This is a genomic window from Streptomyces sp. URMC 124 (assembly GCF_051386455.1).
In the GTDB taxonomy this organism is placed as follows: Bacteria; Actinomycetota; Actinomycetes; order Streptomycetales; family Streptomycetaceae; genus Streptomyces.
Window position 1 is genome coordinate 1 of the sequence record NZ_JBPQTS010000593.1, and the last position, 246, is coordinate 246.

Sequence of the window (246 nt, forward strand, 5' to 3'; positions counted from 1 at the left end):
ATTTCGACTTTTCTTGCTCTCTTCATAATCCATGCTTAATTGAATGATCGCACGGCATACGGCATCCATGGCCTGTGAAGGCGATGAATGAGGGTCAAGGGCTTGGTGGACTGCCTCCATCGCTTCCGTTCGGCCATGATCCGGTCGCTGGTGCGGACAGCATTTCATCAGGGTTCCGCACAGCTCATGGGCCAGAAGCCGTTCCACTGCATGCGGCAGCGGTCCCTCCCCTGCATTCTTCTCCTT

General features: G+C 55.3%; 1 protein-coding gene. It reads right to left on the bottom strand.

The window, feature by feature from the left end:
• On the bottom strand, positions 1–246 hold a 246-nt coding region (locus ACSNOG_RS33810), incomplete at both ends, for a hypothetical protein (protein WP_436756489.1).